Raw genomic sequence first — 14,954 nt, forward strand, 5'->3', positions numbered from 1 at the left:
GAGGCTTCCGTTTAGCAAAGCTAATCGGTCAATACGGGCTCATATGGTGCCCTCGTCCCGACGCGTGGCGTATTTACTTGTAATTTCGCTTTTCGTACGTCTTTTCCATGCCCGCCTTGTCGTCCTCTGCTGCTGCCCGTTTGCTTCCCCTCGCGCTTGATGGCGGCCGCTACGCAGTGCGCTGTATTACGGGCGACGCACCACACGCACCAACGCAGCCGTTGGCTTTCGAGCCGTTCTTGTACCTCACGCCAGCGCACGTGGCCTTGCAACGACACCCCGGCGAGCAGCTGCGCTTTTACTTGGAAGATGCCCGGCAGACTGCTATCATCGCTAGCTTTCAAGTGTTTATCGAAGCTGATACGCGCACCGCTTACAGCCCTTGGCAAGCGCCTTTTGGATCGGTGCAGCTCGCGGAAGGTATCACTTCCGCAGTGGTACTAGCCTTTTTACAGCAAGTTGGGCTAGTGCTGCAAGAACATGGCGTGCAACAGGTGCAGGTGCGGTGCTATCCTTTCGCCTACGATCCAATGGCGAGCACCTTGCTTACTCAAGCTTTCACGCAGCTCGGGGCGCACGTCGCGCTGGCCGAACTGAACAACCATTTGGAGCTAACAGACCTAGGTTTTGAAGCCCGGCTGCATCCCTCGGAGCGGCGCCGGTTGCAGAAGTGCCGGCGGGCGGGGTTTCAGTTTGAGCAGGAGCCGCCTTTGCTGCTGCCACTTGCCTACGCGTTTTTGCAGCAATGCCGGGCGGAAAAGGGCCAAACCCTGAGCTTAAGCTTGGAGCGTTTGCAAGAGCTATTTCGCCTGTTTCCGCAGGACCACTTCCTGTTCTCGGTGCGCGACAACAAGGGCGACTGGGCAGCCCTTACGGTGGCAATTCGCGTCAATGGTCAGCTTCTCTATAACTTCTACCCAGCTAGCCCGCTGGCGTACAACGTGTTCAGTCCGGTGGTGCTGCTTAACGAAGGCTTATACTCCTTTGCCCACGCCAACGGCATGCGCTTGCTCGACCTAGGTACGTCCACGCTGCCAGAAGGACCCAATCATTCCTTGCTGCAATTCAAACGACACCTAGGTGGCGTGCTGAGCTTGAAGCTGACGTTTGCGTGGGCGTTATAAGGTTCTGTCCGCATGCCGCCGCTCTCCAACGTTACTTCTACTGCATCGTCCGAAACCCGGGGCGCGGTGCTGAAACGGTTCGTGCAGAATTCGTTTGGGACGGGTGTAGCCGTCGGTGCCCGGACGGCCGGCGCTTTGGTTCTTAATAAGCTCATGGCGCTGTATGGCGGCCCCGGTGCGCTCACGCTGCTGGCGCACTTCCAAAACCTGCTGGCCCTGTTCACCGCCCTGCCCAGCGACGGAGTACAAGTAGGCGTCATCAAATACCTAGCTCCATTACCTCCCACAGGCCGACGGTATAGGGCTTGGTTGGGCGCCGGGATAGTGCTAAATGCGGGCGCGTTGCTGCTCGGTATCGGGGTGCTACTACTAGCACCAGCGCCACTGCTAGGGGCGTTTCACGTGGGCTGGGAATGGGTGGCGTTGTTTGTTGTGGGCGTGGCGCTGCTGATGGTACAAGCCTATTGGGTAGCGGTGCTGCTCGCGGCTGGCAAGCTGCGCGCCTACATCGGGCTGACGGTCGCCGTAGCGGTGCTCGGCGCGGGGGCCGCAGCCGGGGCGCTAGTGAGTGGGCAAGGCGCTCAGCGGGCGTTGCTGGCGTATCTGTTGGGGCAAGGGCTAGTGGCAGCGCCCGGTTTTTGGCTAGCCCATCAGCAGGGCCTGTTACCGAGGTTGCGCGGCCGCGTCAGCTGGGTGGCAGTGCGTCAGCTAGGGCAATTTCTGGTAATGGCCGTGAGTGTGCTGCTGTTCAGCTACGCTGTAAGCTTTGCCCTGCGGAGCGCGCTCATTCAGCGGTTTCCGTTGGCGAAAGTCGATCTGTGGCAAGCCGTTACGAAGCTGTCGGATAACTACACAATGGTGTTCTCGGCGCTGATGAGTAGCGTGTACTATCCGCGTTTGGCAGCGCTAATGGGCCAACCTCTAGCCCTGCGGAGTTACGTGCGCACGGTACTTCTGTTGGTGGCAGTAGCCTCTGCGGCGGGGCTAGGTCTGCTATTTCTACTGCGCGACTGGCTGCTGATGGTGTTATTTGATACGCATTTTGTGGCCGCTCGCTATTTGGTAGGACCCCAACTGGTAGGCGATTGGGCGAAGTTTCTGACCTGGATGTTGCTGTTTTTGCTCATGGCGCAGGCTCGCGTGGGGCGCTACGTAGCCGTGCAAGCGGGCTCGGCGGCATTGTACGCGGGCTTGCTGGCGGTGCTGATACCGCGCTACGGCTTGGTAGGTGTGCCGTTAGCGCACGCGGTACGGTTCGGGGTGCTCCTGGTCGGGTGCGGAGCATACTTCCGGCGTTATTGGCGGGCTTAAGGCATGGCAGCAACGCACTGGTATACGGCTCTATCCGCAGAGGGAAAAGCTCCGCCACTAGTCACCATCGTGGCGTTGTGCTACAACCATGCGCCGTTTCTGCCCGAAGCCCTGGACTCCATCCTAGCCCAGACGTACCCCAATCTAGAAGTCATCCTCGTCGATGATGCCAGCACCGATGCCAGCGCCGGCATCCTAACCCGTTATGCGGCGGCTAACCCGGCCTGGCAGCTACTGCTGCTCCCACAGAACGTTGGCAATTGCGCCGCTTTCAACCGGGCTTATCGCCAGTCGAGGGGCGAATTTCTCCTGGATTTTGCTACCGATGATGTTCTGCTACCCGAGCGTGTCTCACAGCAAATAGCTGCCTTTCAAAAGCTTGGGGCGCGGTACGGCGTGGTGTATTCCGATGCTGAACTAATCGACGAACGCTCCCAGTTAGTGCGCTATCATTACCGGCGCACGGCCGAGGGGCAATTAGTCCCGCAGCCAGCCAGCGGCGACGTTTTTGCCGATGTGCTCGCCCGGTACTTCATCAGCACGCCCACCATGCTCATGCGCCGCACCGTGCTCGACGACCTAGGTGGCTACGATGAACAACTGGCCTACGAGGACTTTGACTTCTGGGTGCGTGCGGCCCGCAACTGGCAGTTCTACTTTTTTGATGAGGTGACCACCCGCAAACGCCTGCATCCCACGTCGATGTCGCGCCGCGGGTACCGGCCCAACGACCCGTTTCTGGCTTCCACCATTCAGGTCTGCCGGAAAGCACTGGCGTTGTGTCGTACCCCCGCCGAGCGCGCCGCCTTAACTATTCGGCTGCGCTGGGAAATGCGCCAAGCGGTGCGCTGGCGTAACTTCCGCGAAGCAGAAGCGCTGTACAGCTTGTTGAAGCAAGTTGCTCAGCCTCAATTGTTAGATCAGCTACTAAGCAAATACGCCAAAGTAGCGGCTAGCATTCGGGGGCTCCCTAAAAGCTAGCTCCGCGAAAGGCAATTCGCGCCATCACGCCTGCGCTATCGCACCTCGTATAGGGTTACTTTGCCCGCTTCCGCTATAGTACGCCGCTTTGGGAAGCGCGCCAGCACGTCTTGCTCCGAGTAGCGGATGAGTTTGCGCGTCAGCTCATCGTTGGTGAGCGTGCTGCGATTGAGGAGCAGCCACGCATGCTGACCAGGCCCTAGCTGCACCGAATCGGCGGCGGTATAGCGACGGAACGTGAGGCCCGGTGGCACCTGATAGCTGTAGTAGAAATCGTAATTATCAATCAGAAAATCATCGACGAATACCACGCCGCGTGCCGGGGCTTGTAGGTGTTGGCGAAAGATGCGGTTCTGGTCGAAGTGGGACAAAACGCTGGGTTTGCGCATAAAGTACACGGGGCGAATAGCCGTGCAGAGCCCAACTGCAAGCAAGGCTAGGCTCGCAAATGCTACAGTGCCCGTCGCTCTTTTGGCCGGGCCCGCCCACCATGCTGCCACGAAGAAGTAAAGGCTCAACCCCGCGTAAACCAACGACACGCTGCTACGGACCCAGGCGGCGGCCGCGAGCAGCGCGCCGCCCAGCAGCCAGCCCCCACGACCCGTTTGCACGAAGTTGCGTAGCCCAAAGCCAGCCGCTAGGCACAGCGGTGGCAGCAAAGGCGTCGTCATACGCGGGAGCAGGGTAATGGGGTTGTAGTGGGTTAGTGAGGTGCTACCCAGCCAGTAAAAGGCTAGTGTTGTGAAAGATAAGCCTAGCCAAAAGCCAGTATCTGTGTCTGAAGCTGGCCGCTTGCTCAGTAGTGCAGCCACCGCTAATGCTAGCACGCCCCCGAGCCCGGTACTGAGAAAGAACTCCAGTGGTTGCCACGTAATGCGCGCCACTAGGGCGTCCCGGTTGCCCACCAGGTAGTTACCTTCCTTCAAAAACTCATTCGTGCGCTCGATGAGATGAATACGGTACAGCGCATCATTTGTATAGAACTGGTAGATAACTAGGTAGCCAGCTAAAAGAAGCACGCCCGTACCTACTGCCACGCCCCAGAATCGGTAGTTATGCCGGGCCAATAAGTCGCGGAAAAGAAGGAAAGCGTAGAAAGGAAAATAGTAGACGATGGTTTCTTTGCTCAGCAACGCCGCAAACGTGAGTAGCGCGAAGCTTGCCCCCCAAATGCTAGGTGCGCGTGCGGCGCGGCGCCCAACCAGCAAAGCGGCAGCGCTAGCTAGGCACCAAAACATCAGGATGTTATCGGGGTAAAGGTAGTTGCTGAGGTTGAGCGAAAAATAATGGAGACCTAGCAACAGTATGGCTGCCGCAGCGGCTAGCGGCTCGCGCCGATGGTAAAGCACCCAGAAGAGCACGAGGCAGCCCAGCGTGCACAGCAGCGGCCAGAGGGTGGTGGTGATAATATCTACGCCGAACCAGCGGTAAAGCAGCGCGACCGGCGCGAAGATGAGCACCCGCTCGTGCAGCGGATCGTGCAACAAGCCGCGCGGATCGGGACCTAGGTGGAAGGTGCCCGTAGCAAGCTGATAGGCGTAGCGGGAATAAAAATGATCATCAATAGCGTAAAGTCCCTCGTGCGTCAGGAAGAAGTAGACGAGGGTGAACAGGCTGGCAAATACCAGCGCATAGGGGGGCAGACGGAGCAAGGAGCGATTCACAAGTGCAAAGCAAGCATTTAGCGTGATTCGCGGGGTGAGGCTAGGTTCGTGTACCCCCTTTAGTGTGGGAGAAGCGGTAAGTGCTTGGCATAATATGGTGCGGCCGGGCAATAAAAAAGGCTCCCTGCTTGTCAGGGAGCCTTTGCTAATTATTTCGAAAAAAGAAGCTGAGGAGCACGAAGTGCCTTTTAGCCATTGGCCGTTGATTGAACAGCCCAGACATCCGAACAGCTAGCTGCTCGAACCCATTCGGCCATATTAATGGTGCGGCAGGGCGGAGCGGTTGGGATACCCTTGCAGGCAGCAACCGCCCGGTGAATATTCTTGATTAAGCTCGGATAATCCCCGGCCGGCCGAATGCAATCTAACTTGTCCTCGTGCGGGCCATAATAGGTGGCCTTGTAGCGCGCACCTAGCAGGGAAATACGGATATCGAATTCACCCTCAAAATCGGTTATTGTATAAGTATGCAATAGTATGTAGCGTAAAGTGAGACGAAGTTGGACAAATATAATAGAGGTTGCTGCGGGTAAGCTGTAAGGATATGAGGATAAAATTAAGCTTTGTAGTTGAAAAGTATAATTATATAATCATTTTATTTCATATTGATCGAAGCGGTAGTTTTGTTACTTGTCGGTATACGTAGCACAACCGGCAGCTACGACGAGTAGGCAACTATTGTGCCTGTGGTGAATAAGGGCCTATTTAATGATAATTTCAACATGTGAGTGCCTAGGTAAAAGTTGGATTAGATTACTTTTTGCCTTTTGGGAGCAACCTGATTATATGACAATTATCACGGTAATGGTCAACTTTCGGGAGGGGGAGTATTTTTATATCCTAGAATTTGTATTTAGTTGTTGTTGCGTTCCCAAAGACGTAGCTATTCATCGCTTCACCGAACTCGACAGTAATTAGGTAGAAGAATTTGGGGCGTAGTAGCTAAGTACATGGCGCTTGGCTGGAAAACCAGGATTTGGAGCGCAAAAATGCTTTGTGCGTAAAATTGGGTGTTGCTTTTTCTTTAGCGACCTTTCTGCCGTGCTCTTGTATTTGCTACCCGCTTGAAATTTGCCCGGCCCTTTTGCGTAGTAGTGTTACCCGCCTTACTACTGTTGGCTGGGAGCAGCGGGCTAGGTAGCTACTACGAAACCAACGATGACCTTGCTATTACGCAGCTGATACGGGGCGCTTCGGCGGCCGCACCGGTTACGGATCTGCACTTGTATTTTCACGGCATTGCCCGGTTTCTGGCGTGGTTGTATCAGATAGCACCAGCGTGGCCTTGGTACGGTTTGTTCCTCTACGGCTTGCTTTACCTAGCTACGGCGGCTGGCTTTGCGGTGCTTTGGAAGCTCTTGCACCAACGTGTGCCCCTGACTTGGCTAATGGGGGGGCTAATAGTGTTTTTTGGGCTAGCGTGGCTAGAACATAGCTTGTGGTTCAACTATAGTCGAGTTCCGGTGCTGCTGAGCGGTACGGGGTTGCTACTGGCGGCGCAGCACGTGCGCCAAAAACCAGTTGTAGCGCTGGGGCTGCTGATGCTAGGACTAGCGTGGCTAATCCGACCTAGCGCGGCCGGCCTAGGCCTGTTAGCTGCAGCGCCGGGGGGGTGGTGGCTAGGAGGGAGGCTTGGGCTCCGGCTGCTAGCTGTGGCAGTAGCCCTCCTGGCGGTGAGTAGCGCCGGCCTCTCGTTGGCCCGCGCGCCGGCCACGGCCACGTACCGTACCCTCGACGTGCTCAAATCCAACCGCAACGATTACCAGCTCTACCGCCCCGCGCCTCCTACCGCGGCCGATAGCTTAGGCGTGCAAGCGGTAAGTCACTGGGTACTCGGCGACTCGCTAGTGGTAAATGAGGCGCTGTTTCAGCGGGCTATGCACCTCGATGTGCGCTACTTCTTGCGGCATGAAGCACCCGGCAAGCTACAAACACTCGTGGGGCTGTTGGTCCGGGACTACTTTCCAGTACTCCTCGGGCAAGTGGCGCTTTGCTGGCTGGTGTGGCGGCGCAATAAACAACTCCTTTTCTGGTTGGTACAGCTGGCGTACGGAGCCTTACTCTTGGGCCTAGGCGTAGTACTAAAATTACCACCGCGGCTTGGGCTGCCCCTGATGGATTTGTGGTGGTTGAGCAACCTAGCCTATGTACTTGCAGCTCCACAAATAAAACGGCCAATACACTTTTTGCGCGTAGTTGCCGTTGGTACAGTAGCGGTGCTGGTTTTGTACGGTTATAAAACCGTGCACCGCGTACAAGTGCTGCGGCAGGAACAGGCTGCCCACGAAACGTACCTAACGCAGGTTAGGCGCTCGGCGGCAAACCAGCTGATCGTGACTGCTAATTTGGAGGCGGCTTACAAAAGCTTATCGCCTTTTAAAACGTACAGCGTCAGCCAGCAGCCGGTGCTTAGCCTAGCCGGTTGGCCGACGCTCGATCCTTCTTCGGGTGCCCTGCGCCAGCAACTCACTGGCACGCGCGACTTTGCTGTGTCCCTACAACGCCTCGCCCAACGCCCCCATGTGGTGTGGCTGCTTACTCCCGAGATGGCGCGCTTCCTGGGTTCTTATTTAACGGTGCGAACGGCACCTAGACAACTCACTTGGCACTTTCAGGCTGACCCTCCGTTTAGTTCTGATACGTTGCTCCCTCAGCTATACCAAGTGGGTGTGAAAACGATGAAATAAGTGGAAAAGCCAAAATTTTATTTAGCCTACCTGCCAAACAACTCACGTATCCCTGGGTATGGGTGCCGTACCTTTGGGTTCCTTTTTCATTAGATCTTCTCCCGTCGTTATGCTCTCCACCGCCCTAGCTTCTCGCGCCGAGGTGCTCCAGTCGCTCGAATCATTCATTCGAGAGAACATGGACTCCTTCCTGAAAAAAGTTGAAGACAACTGGCAGCCATCCGATTTTTTGCCTGACTCCCGGCTTGATACAGATGTGTTTTTCCAGGAAGTGAAGCTGCTGCGCGAACGGGCCCAAGGCTTGAGCTATGATTTGCTGGCCGTCCTTATCGGCGACACTATTACTGAAGAAGCGCTGCCTAACTACGAATCGTGGTTTCACGACCTCGAAAACCTCGACCGCGACGACCACCGCAACGGCTGGGGCCAGTGGATTCGGGGTTGGACGGCCGAGGAAAACCGCCACGGCGACCTGCTCAACCGCTACCTCTACCTGACCGGCCGCGTGAACATGCGCGAGTTTGAGAACAGCACCCAGTACCTCATTGCCGACGGTTTCGACCTAGGGACGGGCCGCGACCCCTATCGCTCGTTTGTGTACACCAGCTACCAGGAAGCTGCTACCAACATCTCGCACCGCCGCGTAGGCACCTTGGCCCGTAAAGCCGGTGATGCGCAGCTTTCCAAAATTTGCGGCATGATTGCCGGCGACGAAGCCCGTCACGCCCGCGTGTACAAAACCTTCGTCGACAAGATCTTTGAGCTAGATCCCTCGGAAATGATGTTGGCTTTCGAAGACATGATGCGCAAGAAAATTGTGATGCCCGCCCACTACATGCGCGAGCTAGGGGTGGAAATGGGCAAAACGTTCGGCCACTTCACCGATGCCGCCCAGCGCCTAGGTGTGTACACCAGCCAGGATTATACCGATATTCTGGAAGACTTGATCAGCGACTGGAAAGTGGAAAAGGTGACTGGGTTAAACGAGGCCGCTGAGAAAGCCCGCGACTATATCGTGGCGCTGCCTAATCGCCTACGTCGGGTAGCCGACCGCATGCCAGTGCCGAAGCTGGAGTACAAGTTCAAGTGGATTGACTAAAGCCGCCTAACGGAATTCGCTAGCAAAGCTAGCCGTAGCGCAATGCTATGCTGGCAGAAAACCATCAACAACGACCTAGCCCTAGTGGGGTGGCACCTAGCCTAGGTGTCGCCCCGCTAGGGCTAGGTCGTTGTTGATGGAAGAGTGGATCGATATAAGGCCGCGTTGCGACGGTAGATCCGCGTGCTTATTTTTTCGCTTGGTCGGCGAAAGAGACTTGTTGAAAAGCGACGCCTGCTTCAGGAAGCTTGTAGCGTACGGTGCGCGTGCCGCCGCTGGGGCAGCAGTTTGGGTCGGCGGGCTTGTAGAGCGGGAAGGAGCGGAGCAACTCCTGGCCCTGCACCTTGAACACATCTTGTCCCTGATAGCCTTCGGCTGCCGCGCTGGTCAGGTCGGGGAGGGTGAGCGACTGACGGCCTTGGTTCGCGAAACTGTAGGCCACTAGCTGTCCGTAAGAACCGCTCCCCGCATCAGAAACGAAGACGAGCAGTTCAGGCGATTTATCATCGTTGAGGTTGGTCGCCACTACGTCGGTTACGGTGCCGTTGAGCGGCTGCGTATTCGAAATGGGGTCACGGCCGCTTTCTGCCGCGCTGAGAACCAGTTGCCGCTGGCTGCCTTCCCCCTTGGTTTCGACCACAAAGCGATGGGCACCTGCCGTAACGGCCTTGTGATAGCTGACGGCCGTTGTGGAAACGGGTGGTGTAGCCGCTGGGGCTTCGGTGGCGGTGCTGCTGCGGAGGGAATTCCTAGGATCGGCACTTTCCGTAACAGAACGTTGGGTATCGCAGGCAGAAAAGCTAGCCAATGCTAGCAGAAGGGTGGCAGAAAATAGGTGCGGAACAGGTAATTTCATAACAAGGAGAGGCAGTAGAAAAGCTAGGTTGGCGTAGTAGCCAACAGCAGCACTAACGCCCCTTGGCGCTTGAGGTTGCACCTAGCGTAGCACACCAGTAGTGCAAAGCCTGGGCTTCTCGTACCCTCGAACGACTTGTACCTAGGTCCTGACGGACGCATAGGCTCTACACAAGGAGTGTGCAAGATTGTTCAATGAAACGCGAAACGCAGGCTTTGCGCTACAAGCTAGCTTTACGGCACGATTTGCACGCCTTTCCAAAAGGCCACCCGGCCTTCGATGTGCTTGGCGGCATCCTTCGCCTCAGGGTAAAACCAGGCCGCATCCTTGTTTAGCTCGCCGTTCACGCGCAAGGAGTAGTAGCTGGCGCGGCCTTTCCAAGGGCAGCTCGTGTGGGCGATGCTATCCTCGTAATATTCGCGGTTGATAGAGTCAGCCGGGAAATAATGATTATTTTCGACGACAATGGTGTCTTTGCTGTCGGCCACGACGGTGTTGTTCCAGATTGCTTTCATAAGGGTGGTGTTGTGGGTATTGATAGTGGGCTCTCAGGCTGTTTGCTGCGCTTGCCGAAGCGTCTCGTACACTTTTCTAGAACAGCATGTCGACCAAGGAGATACATCTTGCGTGCAGTAGCAATGTCAATCGGCAGATGGACCAGTGCAACGACCACACGCGAGATTCCTCGCTACGCTCGGAATGACGTTCTGACAAGCGGACTATTGTTCCGGCCGCGCCTCAAAAACCAGTACCGATAAACCAACTTCACCCGTCCGTTGTTCTCCTAGCCTAATCCCTGTCTTATGTCTGCTGGCTTTCGTTTCCGAGATTTTGTGCCTGAGGAGTCGCCTGAGAAGGGCTTTGACTCTCTTTTTAAACTATTTATGCAGCTGGTTACCATCACGTCGGGCGACGTGTCGGAGGCCCTGTCTTGGCTCTCGCAGCTCGATAAACAGTACGGCCTGACCAACGATGATTACGGTATGGGCAACTTTATCGAGGATCTGCAGAAGAAAGGCTACATCGACGAAGACCCCCAGAAAAAGGGTTCCTTCCAGATTACGGCTAAGAGCGAGCAAAACATCCGCAAAAGCGCGCTAGAGGAAATCTTCGGCAAGCTCAAAAAGAGCAATACCGGCAACCACCGTACGCCCCACACCGGTCAGGGCGACGAGATGAGCACCGACATGCGTGAGTTCCGCTTCGGCGACTCGCTGGATCAGATTTCAATGACGGAATCTATCCGCAATGCCCAGCTGAACCACGGCCTCACCGACGAGTTTATGCTAGCGGAAGGCGACTTGGAAGTGCGCGAAAACGAGCACAAGTCACAGACCAGCACGGTGTTGATGATTGACATCTCGCACTCGATGATTTTGTATGGTGAGGACCGTATCACGCCCGCCAAAAAAGTAGCCATGGCCCTAGCCGAATTGGTGAAGCAGAAGTATCCCAAAGACTTCCTCGACGTAATTGTGTTCGGCAACGACGCTTGGGAAATCAAGGTGAAAGACCTGCCATACTTGGAAGTAGGCCCGTATCATACCAACACCGTGGCCGGCCTGGAGCTAGCTTTGGATTTGCTGCGTAAACGCAAAACGCCTAATAAGCAGATCTTTATGATTACGGATGGCAAGCCAACCTGCCTCAAAGAAGGCAACGGCTACTACAAAAACAGCTTTGGCCTCGACCGGAAAGTGGTGAACAAAACGCTGAACCTAGCTGCTTCGGCCCGCCGCCTGAAAGTGCCCATCACCACCTTCATGATTGCCTCCGACCCCTATCTGAAGCAGTTTGTGGAAGAATTTACGGAGGTGAACCAAGGCAAAGCCTACTACAGCAGCCTGCAAGGCCTAGGTCACCTGATCTTCGAGGACTACAAGAAGAACCGCCGCAAGAGCCTGTAGTAAGCTGTTACACTGAATAAGAACACATTGCGCTATATAGAAAGCCGCAGAAGTCTCGTTACTTCTGCGGCTTTTTGTTTATATCCTTATCTACCTAGCTATGCGTAACTTATTGTTAATTCTTGTGGCTGCGTTGACGGCCTGCTCTACTGCTAAGCCGCCTGTTAGAACGCAGACGACAGCACCCGTTAAGCCTGCCCCGCCTTCTACTATCGTTGTCACGGGACAAATTCTACATGCACGCAAAGGTGATTCTGTGTGGGTGGCGCGAAAAGGAATTCAGATCCCTGAGATCAAGATGGCTTTGCTAGATGACGAAGGCAAATTTAGATTAGTCTTGCAAGGAGTAAATAGCTTCGTTGATGGACAATTCAACGGGCCTGGCAACTGCTCGATGATTGTTTTTCTTCAGCCAGGTGATTCGGTGAATGTGAAAGCCGACAGTCGGTTTTTTTACAAAACAGTTACTTTTTCGGGCCGTGGCAGCTTTGCCAACAATTACCTAGCTCAAACACATCTACGCTTCGATAATAGCCGTGATTCTCTTCCAGAGAGATTATGCATTAAAGACTTACCAGCTGAGTACAAACGTAAAGTTGATGTACGGCGGCAGCAACAGCTTGAGTTCATGAATAGTTATGGTGTCCGCGAGCCCTTACCTACTGAGTTTGTTCGTATTCGTCAACAAGTATTAGATCTACAACGGGCCAGTTCTTTGTTGAACTATGTGCACTATGTAAAGTACACCACAAAACGGTCCCCTACATTACCTGCCGACTTTCTCGATCCACTTAATAAGTTGCCATTATCATCCCTTAGCTATGGCAGTGAGTTAAGTATAAGGCTAGCTACAGGGGATTTGATAGAGGCGTATCAATATGCACAGTTGCTGCCGCCAAATGGGTTATTACCTGCTGAGGCAAGTGCCGCCGAACGAATTTTTGCTCAAGCTACCGTTGATTTTGGTGACACCCAGACGCGTGACCAAGTGATAGGTGACATGCTCCACAACCAATTACGAAGACACTTAGTGACTAACCAGCAGGCGGCCTTTGCTATGCTAGCCTTATTTAAAATACACAACCGTGATTCTACAGCTGCGAGACGTGTACGTTACGTCCTGAAAGCCTCTGCAAATTTGCATCTCGGCGACCTAGCTCCAGCCTTCAGCCTACAAGATGCTAGCGGCAAGCGCGTGTCGTTGCAGGATTTTCGCGGCGAAGTCGTGTACCTCGACTTTTGGTACAGCAGCTGCGCGCCGTGCATCGCCGAAGCACCCGCGGCCGTGAAGCTGAAAAAGCAATTTCTGGGCAAGGATGTGGTGTTCCTCTACATCTCCGTCGACCGCAAAGCCGACGATTGGCAGAAAGCTCTGGTCCGCCACCCGCTCACCGGCCCAAACAGCGTCCATCTCATCGACCCCGGCGGGTACAAAGCCTCGGCAAACTATGGGGTAGGAGGCTTTCCGAGTTACTGGATTATCGGCCGCGACGGCAAGATTCGGCAGGGCTCAGCGCCACGCCCATCAGCCGGAAAGGAGACGGTGGTGGCACTCGAACAGGCCCTGGCGCAACGGCCGTAAGTATTGCGGGAAAGTAACAAACAAGGGGAAGTATGCAGCGCTACTTGCTAGCGTGTGCTTTCGCCTGGTGCTTCGGACTAGGTTGGGTGCTAGCTAGCTTAACGGCTTCATACAGATTGACGATGCCGCCAGTGCGGGAGAGCGTGGCAAAATCAACCCGCTCTTTCGTGCCGGGCTTTAGCACCTGCGTATGACAAGGCACCGCCGATTGCAGAATAATACGCTTCAAATCGGCGGGGCTGAGTTGGGGGAAGTACGTTTTCAGCACCGCCGCAACCCCAGCTACCGTTGGCGCGGCCATGCTAGTACCGCTCAAAGGCCCATAGGCACTGCTAGGCACCGTCGACATGATTTCCACGCCGGGGGCAAACACGTCAACTGATTGGCGGCCGTAGTTGGAAAAAGGAGCTACTAGGTGCTCGTCGTTGGCGCGGGCGTTGGCTCCTACGGTTATCAGGTTCGGGATTTGCTGGCCATTGAGGTAGCGGCCCTGAGGATACTGAACGGTCTGGTCGGTGTCGAGGTGGTCGTTGCCGGCGGCGTGCACGAGCAGCACGCCCTTGGTGTTGGCGTAGCGCATGGCCTCATCTACGGCGGCTTTCTCCGGCGAAAAGTATTTGCCAAAGCTCATGCTGATAACCTTGGCGCCATTGTCGACGGCATACCGGATGGCGTTGGCCACATCCTTGTCGCGCTCATCTCCATCGGGGATGCAGCGCACGGACAGGAGGCGCACGTGGTCCGCAACGCCTTTCCCACCTAGCTCGTTGGTGCGGTCGGCCGCGATGATGCCCGCGCAGTGCGTGCCGTGCTTGGTTCCATGGTCAGCGAGGCTGGTGGCTAGGTCAGCGTTGCCGTAGGCTCGTTCGCGAAGATCCTGAATATGGTCGCCGATGATGGGGCGCGGATCATAAGCCAGATTATAGGCGTAATCCAGCCGATCTTTCAGTTCAGCGTTGTAATGGCGGTAGTAGTTCAGCACGGAGTCGGCGTTGGGCTGATGCATCCGGCTCGTAATGCGGTAGAATAAGCTCGCTAGCTTGGTCAGGGTCGTATCAGCGGAGGGCGAGTGGCGGAGCAAGGCGGAGTCGAGTACTGGTACGCCGTATGCTTTCTTGAGCGTGGCGGTGTTGGCTATGTCTTCGGCTAGCTGCTGCGAATCGCGCTGGTAGGCGGTTTCGGCTTCGGCGCGCTTCGTGGTATAAGCGGCTTTGGCCCGCTCGTACAAACGGAATTCTGTTTGTTGTGCCGCGGGCACCTGGGCTAGGGTCTTGCCTTCATAGCGAGGTCGCAGGCGGGCGTAGAGGCGCGTTTCCTCTTTCTGATCGTGAAATACATTGCGGCCGTCTTTGCCACCCGTGTAGTTCCAGCCGTACACATCGTCGGCGTAGCCGTTGTGGTCGTCGTCGCGGCCGTTGCCCGCAATTTCGCGCGGATTGTGCCACAGCACTGCTTTCAAATCGGCGTGCGCCGTATCTACGCCGCCGTCGATAACGGCCACGATCAGCGGTTGAGCGGGCGGCCGAATCCCTAGCTGTCGAAGCAGCTCATACGCCCGATCTGTACTAATGCCCATCACGTGGTCGGCGGTCGGATCGAGGTGGTGCCACTGCGCAACCGGCGTTTGCGCCCGGCTTATGAAGGCGAACAGGCAAGAGCATAGGGTCAGGGATAGACGCTTCATAGGAGGCAATAAAGAAATCAGAAACCTAGGTCAGTTGATGATCCTTTGACAACGATAAA

The 14,954-nt window shown here is 55.7% G+C and carries 12 protein-coding genes; 7 read left to right on the top strand and 5 right to left on the bottom strand.

Annotated features, from left to right (window positions below; genetic code table 11):
- The first annotated feature begins 107 nt into the window (after window positions 1-107).
- The 3 genes from BXP70_RS06645 to BXP70_RS06655 are packed head-to-tail and all read left to right on the top strand — an operon-like array spanning window position 108 to window position 3,416.
- Complete coding sequence (locus BXP70_RS06645) at window positions 108-1,124, top strand: hypothetical protein (protein WP_086593263.1); 1,017 nt, start codon at window positions 108-110, stop codon at window positions 1,122-1,124.
- A gap of 12 nt (window positions 1,125-1,136) precedes the next feature.
- Window positions 1,137-2,435: an MATE family efflux transporter gene (locus BXP70_RS06650; protein ID WP_086593264.1), complete on the top strand. Its 1,299-nt coding sequence runs from the start codon at window positions 1,137-1,139 to the stop codon at window positions 2,433-2,435.
- 3 nt (window positions 2,436-2,438) lie between these two features.
- Complete coding sequence (locus BXP70_RS06655) at window positions 2,439-3,416, top strand: glycosyltransferase family 2 protein (RefSeq protein ID WP_086593265.1); 978 nt, start codon at window positions 2,439-2,441, stop codon at window positions 3,414-3,416.
- A 35-nt stretch (window positions 3,417-3,451) separates the two neighbouring features.
- Here the strand turns inward: BXP70_RS06655 and BXP70_RS06660 are convergent, their stop codons facing one another.
- Window positions 3,452-5,080, bottom strand: coding sequence for a hypothetical protein (locus BXP70_RS06660; protein ID WP_086593266.1), 1,629 nt, complete (start codon window positions 5,078-5,080; stop codon window positions 3,452-3,454).
- Between the two features lie 188 nt (window positions 5,081-5,268).
- A complete protein-coding gene (locus BXP70_RS29390; RefSeq protein ID WP_143436392.1) occupies window positions 5,269-5,553 on the bottom strand; it encodes a hypothetical protein in 285 nt (94 codons plus the stop codon).
- Window positions 5,554-6,195: 642 nt separating this feature from the next.
- Between BXP70_RS29390 and BXP70_RS06665 the strand changes: the two genes are divergently transcribed.
- Window positions 6,196-7,767, top strand: a complete 1,572-nt coding sequence (locus tag BXP70_RS06665; RefSeq protein WP_218779751.1) for a hypothetical protein — start codon at window positions 6,196-6,198, stop codon at window positions 7,765-7,767.
- A gap of 109 nt (window positions 7,768-7,876) precedes the next feature.
- Complete coding sequence (locus BXP70_RS06670) at window positions 7,877-8,866, top strand: acyl-ACP desaturase (protein ID WP_086593762.1); 990 nt, start codon at window positions 7,877-7,879, stop codon at window positions 8,864-8,866.
- A gap of 187 nt (window positions 8,867-9,053) precedes the next feature.
- On the opposite strand, the gene BXP70_RS06675 is transcribed toward BXP70_RS06670, so the two are convergent.
- Entirely contained in the window at window positions 9,054-9,722 is a 669-nt protein-coding gene (locus BXP70_RS06675; RefSeq protein WP_086593268.1) for a PliI family lysozyme inhibitor of I-type lysozyme, read from the bottom strand.
- 233 nt (window positions 9,723-9,955) lie between these two features.
- Entirely contained in the window at window positions 9,956-10,237 is a 282-nt protein-coding gene (locus BXP70_RS06680; RefSeq protein WP_086593269.1) for a DUF427 domain-containing protein, read from the bottom strand.
- A 288-nt stretch (window positions 10,238-10,525) separates the two neighbouring features.
- Between BXP70_RS06680 and BXP70_RS06685 the strand changes: the two genes are divergently transcribed.
- Together BXP70_RS06685 and BXP70_RS30320 are read left to right on the top strand one after the other, a co-directional pair.
- A complete protein-coding gene (locus BXP70_RS06685; protein WP_086593270.1) occupies window positions 10,526-11,629 on the top strand; it encodes a vWA domain-containing protein in 1,104 nt (367 codons plus the stop codon).
- A 298-nt stretch (window positions 11,630-11,927) separates the two neighbouring features.
- Window positions 11,928-13,211: a TlpA family protein disulfide reductase gene (locus BXP70_RS30320; protein WP_218779752.1), complete on the top strand. Its 1,284-nt coding sequence runs from the start codon at window positions 11,928-11,930 to the stop codon at window positions 13,209-13,211.
- Window positions 13,212-13,251: 40 nt separating this feature from the next.
- On the opposite strand, the gene BXP70_RS06695 is transcribed toward BXP70_RS30320, so the two are convergent.
- The gene (locus BXP70_RS06695; RefSeq protein ID WP_086593272.1) at window positions 13,252-14,895 is read right to left on the bottom strand and encodes a S8 family peptidase; all 1,644 of its coding nucleotides are present in this window, start codon (window positions 14,893-14,895) and stop codon (window positions 13,252-13,254) included.
- Window positions 14,896-14,954: the final 59 nt, after the last annotated feature.

Origin of the sequence: Hymenobacter crusticola, from assembly GCF_002154225.1 — a bacterium.
GTDB classification, from domain to species: Bacteria; Bacteroidota; Bacteroidia; order Cytophagales; family Hymenobacteraceae; genus Hymenobacter; species Hymenobacter crusticola.

Excerpts from the sequence above, each read along its gene's own strand:
- BXP70_RS06645 (WP_086593263.1), top strand. The coding sequence starts at position 108 with ATGCCCGCCTTGTCGTCCTCTGCTGCTGCCCGTTTGCTTCCCCTCGCG.
- BXP70_RS06650 (WP_086593264.1), top strand. The coding sequence starts at position 1,137 with ATGCCGCCGCTCTCCAACGTTACTTCTACTGCATCGTCCGAAACCCGG.
- BXP70_RS06655 (WP_086593265.1), top strand. The coding sequence starts at position 2,439 with ATGGCAGCAACGCACTGGTATACGGCTCTATCCGCAGAGGGAAAAGCT.
- BXP70_RS06670 (WP_086593762.1), top strand. The coding sequence starts at position 7,877 with ATGCTCTCCACCGCCCTAGCTTCTCGCGCCGAGGTGCTCCAGTCGCTC.
- BXP70_RS06675 (WP_086593268.1), bottom strand. The coding sequence starts at position 9,722 with ATGAAATTACCTGTTCCGCACCTATTTTCTGCCACCCTTCTGCTAGCA.
- BXP70_RS06680 (WP_086593269.1), bottom strand. The coding sequence starts at position 10,237 with ATGAAAGCAATCTGGAACAACACCGTCGTGGCCGACAGCAAAGACACC.
- BXP70_RS06685 (WP_086593270.1), top strand. The coding sequence starts at position 10,526 with ATGTCTGCTGGCTTTCGTTTCCGAGATTTTGTGCCTGAGGAGTCGCCT.
- BXP70_RS30320 (WP_218779752.1), top strand. The coding sequence starts at position 11,928 with ATGGCTTTGCTAGATGACGAAGGCAAATTTAGATTAGTCTTGCAAGGA.
- BXP70_RS06695 (WP_086593272.1), bottom strand. The coding sequence starts at position 14,895 with ATGAAGCGTCTATCCCTGACCCTATGCTCTTGCCTGTTCGCCTTCATA.